The following is a 6,290-nucleotide window of genomic DNA, read 5'->3' on the forward strand; positions in this document are numbered from 1 at the left end:
TTGACGATCTGGGCGATCCGGGTTGCCGGCGTGGCGATCATGCCAACCAGCCTGGCGCGCAGCTCATCGAGCGACGGAAGTGTGGCGAGTGCCTTCACACCGTCGGCATTGAGCGAGGTGGTGCCCATTGCGCCGCCGAGAATGACGAGCTTGTCATTTCCCTTGGCGAAATCGGACGCGACCTTCGGCGCCGCAATCGGATCCTCCGAATAAGCAATCAGCGTCTGTCCCTTGAACAGCTCGATGATCGATGCGGAGTCCGTGCCCTGAAGAGCGATTTTGGCGAGACGGTTCTTCGCGACTTTGACGGTGCCACCGGCAGCGCGCATTTTCGACCGAAGGTCGTTCATTTGCGCGACGGTGATACCGGCGTAGTGGGCCACGACCACTGAACCTGCGTTCGAGAACGCACCGTTCAGGCCCGTGACGAGTTCGCGTTTTTCCGCTCTGTCCACTGCCTATCTCCAGTTGACCCCAATCCTGTTAACGGGAACATCCCATTGACGAGGACAGGCGTCGGGTTGCCTTTTGTCGGCCGGGCCATCCAGTAACGGATCTCCCGAACGACGCTCGAGGATCCTGCCCCCTTTCGCCACATCGACAGTCAAGCCGGCGATGCGCAGACAAAAGGCAAACACGGTTCGAACCTTTCATTGGAGCAATCGCTCCGTTGTCCGGTCTTCACCCGTCTCATGCAGGCCCAAATCGAATTAAGGCTTCTGGGCCGCCTGCAATCTCGGACAGGATGTCCGGAAACCTTTCGGCTTCCGGTACCGGGCCGCCGACAAGTCGGAAGTCCGGAATTCACTTGCGGATCAGCCGCTTGGCGGCCGATCCAAATGTTCGTATCAGGACGCGTTGAGCGTCGCGACGTCGAGCTTGAGGCCCGGGCCCATCGTCGAGGTGACCGACACCTTCTTGACGTAGTTGCCCTTGGCGCCAGTCGGCTTTGCCTTGGTCACCGCATCGGCGAAGGCGCGGATGTTCTCTTCCAGGGCCTTGACGTCGAACGAGACCTTGCCGACGCCGGCATGGACGATGCCAGCCTTCTCGACACGGAACTCGACGGCGCCGCCCTTGGACGCCTTGACGGCGGCGGCAACGTCGGTGGTGACGGTTCCGACCTTCGGGTTCGGCATCATGCCGCGCGGGCCGAGCACCTTGCCCAGACGGCCGACCAGCGGCATCATGTCCGGCGTGGCGATGCAGCGATCGAAATCGATCGTGCCCTTCTGGACGATGTCGACCAGATCCTCGGCACCAACGATGTCGGCGCCGGCGGCGCGCGCTTCGTCGGCCTTGTCGCCACGGGCGAACACGGCGACACGTACCGAGCGGCCGGTGCCGTTCGGCAGGTTGACCACGCCGCGGACCATCTGGTCGGCATGGCGCGGGTCGACGCCGAGGTTCATGGCGACTTCGATGGTCTCATCGAACTTCACCGAGGAACGGTCCTTGAGCAGCTTCAGCGCATCACCCAGGGCATAAGCCTTGTTGGGATCGATGCCTTCGCGGGTCTTCGATACACGCTTTGCAATCTTTGCCATGATCTTAGCCCACCACTTCCAGACCCATCGAGCGGGCGGAGCCCTCGACCATGCGCATGGCCGCTTCGACGTCGTTTGCGTTCAGGTCTTTCATCTTCGCGGTGGCAATCTCGCGGACCTTGTCACGCGAAACCGTACCGGCCTTGACCTTGCCCGGCTCCTTGGAACCAGAGGTCAGGTTCGCCGCCTTCTTCAGGAAGTAGCTCACCGGCGCCGTCTTCATGACGAAGGTGAAGGACTTGTCCTGATAGTAGGTGATGACAACCGGAACCGGCGATCCCTTTTCCATTTCCTGGGTCTGCGCGTTGAACGCCTTGCAGAACTCCATGATGTTGATGCCACGCTGACCAAGCGCCGGGCCGATCGGGGGAGACGGCGTAGCCGATCCCGCTTTCACCTGGAGCTTGAGCTGGCCTGCAATTTTCTTAGCCATCTCTTTTCCTGCCTTTGTCTATGCCGGTCATGCCGGCGGTTGCAGTCTGGTGGTGCGATCCATGCGGCCGGCTAAAGCCGCATTCGTCTCCCACCGTTCTCAGGCCGCGCTTCCGCGCCGCCTCCCCTGACCGCCAAACCGGCTTCAGGGATTTCGGATCAGCCCTTTTCGACCTGCCCGAATTCCAGATCGACAGGCACGGCGCGCCCGAAGATCGAAACTTCCACCTTGAGCCGCGCCCGCTCCTCGTCCACTTCCTGGACGAAACCGTTGAACGACGCGAAGGGACCATCCGAAACGCGGATCGCTTCGCCGATCTCGAACGTGACCGAGGGCTTGGGCCGCTCGACGCCTTCCTGCACCTGGTTCAGGATGCGCTGCGCTTCCGCCTCGGTGATCGGCACCGGCTTGGAGTCACCCAGGAAGCCGGTGACCTTCGGCGTGTTCTTGACCAGCGAGAACACGGCGTCGGTCAGATTGGCCTTCAGCAGCACATAGCCCGGGAAGAACTTGCGCTCGGCATCGACCTTGCGGCCGCGGCGAACTTCGACGACCTTCTCGGTCGGAACCACGATCTGGTGGATGTCGGCAGACAGGCCCTTCTGCTTGGCCTTGTTCTCGATATCCTCGGCGACCTTCTTTTCAAAGTTCGAATAGGCGTGGACGATGTACCAGCGCGCGGTCATTTCAAGACTTCTCCGTAATCGCCGGACTTAGCGTCCGATGCCCAGAATCTGTTCGACCGCGAGGCCCATGAGCTGATCAGCGGTGAAGAAAAAGATCATCGCGATCACTGCGAAGGCCAGAACCATCACCGTCGAGATCATCGTTTCGCGCCGCGACGGCCAAGTCACCTTGGCGGTCTCCGCGCGAACCTGCTGGAGAAAGACGAAAGGATTTGTGGTTTTCGAAGCCATATGCCGCTCTGTCTTCAAGACCCGTTGGCCGGGTCTCCTGGATGATCCCGCTGGCCGGGACGTGCCGCCTGAGCGAATTTCGCGCCGAATCAGCGCAATCATTTCGCCCATGCAAATCAGACGCGTAAAGCCGGTTTCCCAGCTCCACGCGTCGCGTGTCTGTTTCGTCTACATAAAACCGATTCTTGATCCACGCAAGTGGCAAGTCTCCGCTTTATGACCAAACACCGCCTCGGAACCATCCAGTCGTTCCGTCCCGGCTATGGCGCTCTTATGCCCCAATCGACCCTATATGGCAAGCGGGTCGCCGATTTTCAAAGGCCGGACCATGGAAATATCGTTTTGAACGCCATTCCGAAACGGCGAGACATTGGGTTGAATGCCATTCAGGGAATGGCACGGGCAGCAGGGCTCGAACCTACGACCTGCGGTTTTGGAGACCGCCGCTCTACCAACTGAGCTATGCCCGTACGTGCGCATGTCGGCGCAGCAGGCGCTTCCTAAAAGCTTCCGCACGCTCTGTAAAGAGCGGTTTGCATGCAAACACGCCTTAACCTCTGCGCCAGAAATCGGGATAGTCGACAACCAGCCCGTTGCGGTCGATTTCAAGTTCCCGCCTGAAGTCGCTGGCGCGCGATTCATAGAGATATCGCCTGCCCTCTTCGAGGCATGTGTAGCGCTGCGGGTTGGCGACGACCGTGAGGGCGGGGAAGTCGATGAAGGCAGTGGTTATCTCGGCACTCTGCCCGGCGGAAAGCTGCAATCGCCGGATCGGCAGCGTGTTGGTGAACGGCGTGATGGTCAGGTCGGGATCGAAAATGCCATCGAGCTCCGGCATCGGCAGGCCGTCCCTGGTCCAGCGACCATCGCCATCGGCGGCAAGAACAAGCGTGCGGCCGCTACCGATCATATCGACAACGACACGCCTGGCGTGCCAGCCGACATCGCAAACGATGCGGTAACGGACGGCAAAAGGCGTTTGCCCGGAGCAGACTGCGACAGAGTCGGCCGAGACCTCCCCTGCCCGCTCCTGCAGCACCAAATGTTCGAGACCCGGTCCGTCCCACTCGCGCCAACGTATGATCTTCACATCTTCCGGCATCAGCCCAACACCTCCATGGCGACTGGACGCTAGTTTGTACCCGGTGGCTGATAGGGGCCGCCCGGCACACCCCAGCCCCAGGCCGGCATCGGTTCCGTCTGCGGATCGCAGGTTTCGCCGAGATTGGAGTTCATCTTGGCCAGGCGCGATCCCCATTCGACATAGCCCATGAAGGCCGAACGGAATTCCGGATCGTCAGGCAGGCCGACCGCGTCGGCGGCATCGGCCAGGAGGCTGATCCAGCGGCGGCGCTGCTCTTCGCTCAGATGCTTGCCCAGATGGTGCATGACCATCTCGCGGTGGCCGCCGAACTGCTCGCTGTAGGTCTTCGGTCCGCCGAAAACCTCGCCGATGAAGGCCGCGACATGGGCGGGGTGATCCGGCGACATGGTCTTGAACACCGGCCCGACGATCGGGTCCTGCGCCACCTTGTCATAGAAGGTCTGGGTGAGCCGGTTCAAAGCCTCGCTGCCGCCGGCCCATTCGTAGAGTGTCGGGATATCCTGGCCCATTCTCGATCCTCCGCCTGCCTGAAGCCGCCAGCAGCGACGATAGCGGAAAAATCGAAAGCGGCTCAACCTGCCTCGATGGCCAGTTTCGGGCTCCGTCGCCCACTACAATTTGGCCGGCGCGTCAGCCTCGGCATTGGCGGAAGGCCGGATCCGGCAATTCTCGGGTCTTGGCACCGCCTCGCAAATGGTGGCGCCGGTCAGCGCGTCGACCGATTGCAGGCTCGTCGTCAGGCCAACCTTCAGCATCATGTCGGGTTCCAGCCGGCGCTCGACCGAGCGCCGCTCGATCGCCGCGAACAGGGCGGAACTGATCGCCATCTCCTCCAGGTAGGCCTTGACCATCAGCTTTTGCCCCATCGGGTAGAGGCTAAGTCGCGCCTGGGGACCGACAAGCCGCCTGATGCCGCCGGCAAGCATGAGCGCGCAGGCCGAATCGCACTCCACGCCCGCATCGATGCTCAGCCCGGCATAGGCGCCCTCCTTGGCCAGGCAATTCCACGCTCCTGGGTCACAGCCGACGAAATCGGTGCGGCCAACGGCGACGTCGAGCTTCTTTTCATGGATAAGCCGTCCCGCCGCCAGGGCGCTGAACAGGTCGCCTCCCTTCGAGCTGATCACGACAGGCAGTTGCCGTTTGCCGAGCGTGGCGAGCAGCTGGCGCAGCTTCTGCGGGGTCTGGGGGGTGATCGCGCCTTCCGCCGAGATCCATTCCGGGCAGTCTGGATTGCAGAGCGGATTGGTGCCGCGAACGACAACGAAGCGCATGTCTTCATCGCGCCGCGCCGCCTCGGGTTCGATCGCTGGCGGAGTAGGCCTGGCCGCGGTCGCCATCAGGCCATCAGGCTTGTTCCCCGGCACTTCCCGGCAATTCGTGGCCAGGCGGCCGGGTTCGCACAGGCTCGCCGCGGTCAACAGGCCCACGGCGTCCGTGCTGGTGACCAGCTTCATCGCCAGCATGTCATCGAGGGCGATCTGGTGGATTTCGCTGGCCGGGGTGCCCTTCATCGTTTCGAGCATGCTTTGTTCGATGCCCATCTGGTCCAGGTAGGCCGCCAGCTTTTTCTCCACCGACTTGCTCATTTCGTAGGTCTTGTAGCTGCCGGCGTTCTTGCGGCTGACGATCTTCGTGTTGAGGATCTTCTTCTTGCCCCCGACGATCCGGTAGGTGGTCCGGTATTGCAATTTCGTGCGGATGTAGGTCGTGGTGATCTGATGGACGCCGAGATAGGCCCATTCGCCGGCCACTCGCCTGATGCCGCCGGCAAACATCAGAGGACAGGCGGAATTGCACATGGCGCCATAGTCGATGACATCGCCGAAGTAGCGGGCGTCACGGTCCTGGCACCCCTTCGCGTCGGGCTGGCAGCTGGAAAACACCGTCTTGCCGATGGCGATATCGAGCTTGTTCTTGCGGATCAGCCGGCCAAGCGTCAGCGCCGCCTCGACATTGCCGCCGGGAGAATCCACGACAACAGGCAGTTTCCGCCCGCCAAGCGTCTTCAGCATGCGTTTGAAGAGCGCCGGAGTTCCGGCTTCTATGGAGCCCTCGGCCGATATCCATTCCGGACAGATCGGCTCGCACCCCGCTGCGTTGCTGCGGACAATGCCGAACCGCATCGTCGGCCCAAGATCCGGCGCCGCATCCGCCGCGAAGGCTGCCGGGCCTGTGGCAAGCAGCGCAATCAGCCAGGTCAGAGCCAGCGGCCACAATGCCCGACGATGAAAATACCGCCTTGGAACCATTTGGAAAAAGCCCCTTGATGCAACCTATACTAGACG

General features: G+C 61.9%; 8 protein-coding genes and 1 tRNA gene. All 9 read right to left on the minus strand.

Annotation, left to right across the window (positions count from 1 at the left end; all coding sequences use genetic code 11):
- Positions 1 to 455 (minus strand): 50S ribosomal protein L10 (rplJ, locus tag EN879_RS20315; RefSeq protein WP_127274206.1); only part of this gene is annotated, 455 nt, incomplete at its 3' end.
- 393 nt (positions 456 to 848) lie between these two features.
- Positions 849 to 1,547, minus strand: a complete 699-nt coding sequence (rplA, locus tag EN879_RS20320; protein WP_013531411.1) for a 50S ribosomal protein L1 — start codon at positions 1,545 to 1,547, stop codon at positions 849 to 851.
- Positions 1,548 to 1,551: 4 nt separating this feature from the next.
- Positions 1,552 to 1,980, minus strand: a complete 429-nt coding sequence (gene rplK / locus EN879_RS20325; protein ID WP_013531410.1) for a 50S ribosomal protein L11 — start codon at positions 1,978 to 1,980, stop codon at positions 1,552 to 1,554.
- A gap of 158 nt (positions 1,981 to 2,138) precedes the next feature.
- Entirely contained in the window at positions 2,139 to 2,666 is a 528-nt protein-coding gene (nusG, locus tag EN879_RS20330; protein ID WP_013531409.1) for a transcription termination/antitermination protein NusG, read from the minus strand.
- 27 nt (positions 2,667 to 2,693) lie between these two features.
- Complete coding sequence (gene secE / locus EN879_RS20335) at positions 2,694 to 2,897, minus strand: preprotein translocase subunit SecE (protein WP_013531408.1); 204 nt, start codon at positions 2,895 to 2,897, stop codon at positions 2,694 to 2,696.
- A gap of 394 nt (positions 2,898 to 3,291) precedes the next feature.
- Positions 3,292 to 3,367: transfer RNA gene (locus tag EN879_RS20340), tRNA-Trp, on the minus strand.
- 80 nt (positions 3,368 to 3,447) lie between these two features.
- Positions 3,448 to 3,999 carry a putative glycolipid-binding domain-containing protein gene (locus tag EN879_RS20345; RefSeq protein ID WP_063168072.1) on the minus strand — a complete coding sequence of 184 codons (552 nt, stop codon included), beginning with the start codon at positions 3,997 to 3,999 and terminating at the stop codon, positions 3,448 to 3,450.
- 29 nt (positions 4,000 to 4,028) lie between these two features.
- The gene (locus EN879_RS20350) at positions 4,029 to 4,511 is read right to left on the minus strand and encodes a group II truncated hemoglobin (protein WP_024505637.1); all 483 of its coding nucleotides are present in this window, start codon (positions 4,509 to 4,511) and stop codon (positions 4,029 to 4,031) included.
- A 102-nt stretch (positions 4,512 to 4,613) separates the two neighbouring features.
- A complete protein-coding gene (locus EN879_RS20355; RefSeq protein ID WP_063168073.1) occupies positions 4,614 to 6,254 on the minus strand; it encodes a hypothetical protein in 1,641 nt (546 codons plus the stop codon).
- Positions 6,255 to 6,290 lie beyond the last annotated feature (36 nt).

The organism is Mesorhizobium sp. M7A.F.Ca.AU.002.02.1.1 (genome assembly GCF_003998535.1).
Lineage (GTDB): Bacteria > Pseudomonadota > Alphaproteobacteria > Rhizobiales > Rhizobiaceae > Mesorhizobium > Mesorhizobium ciceri.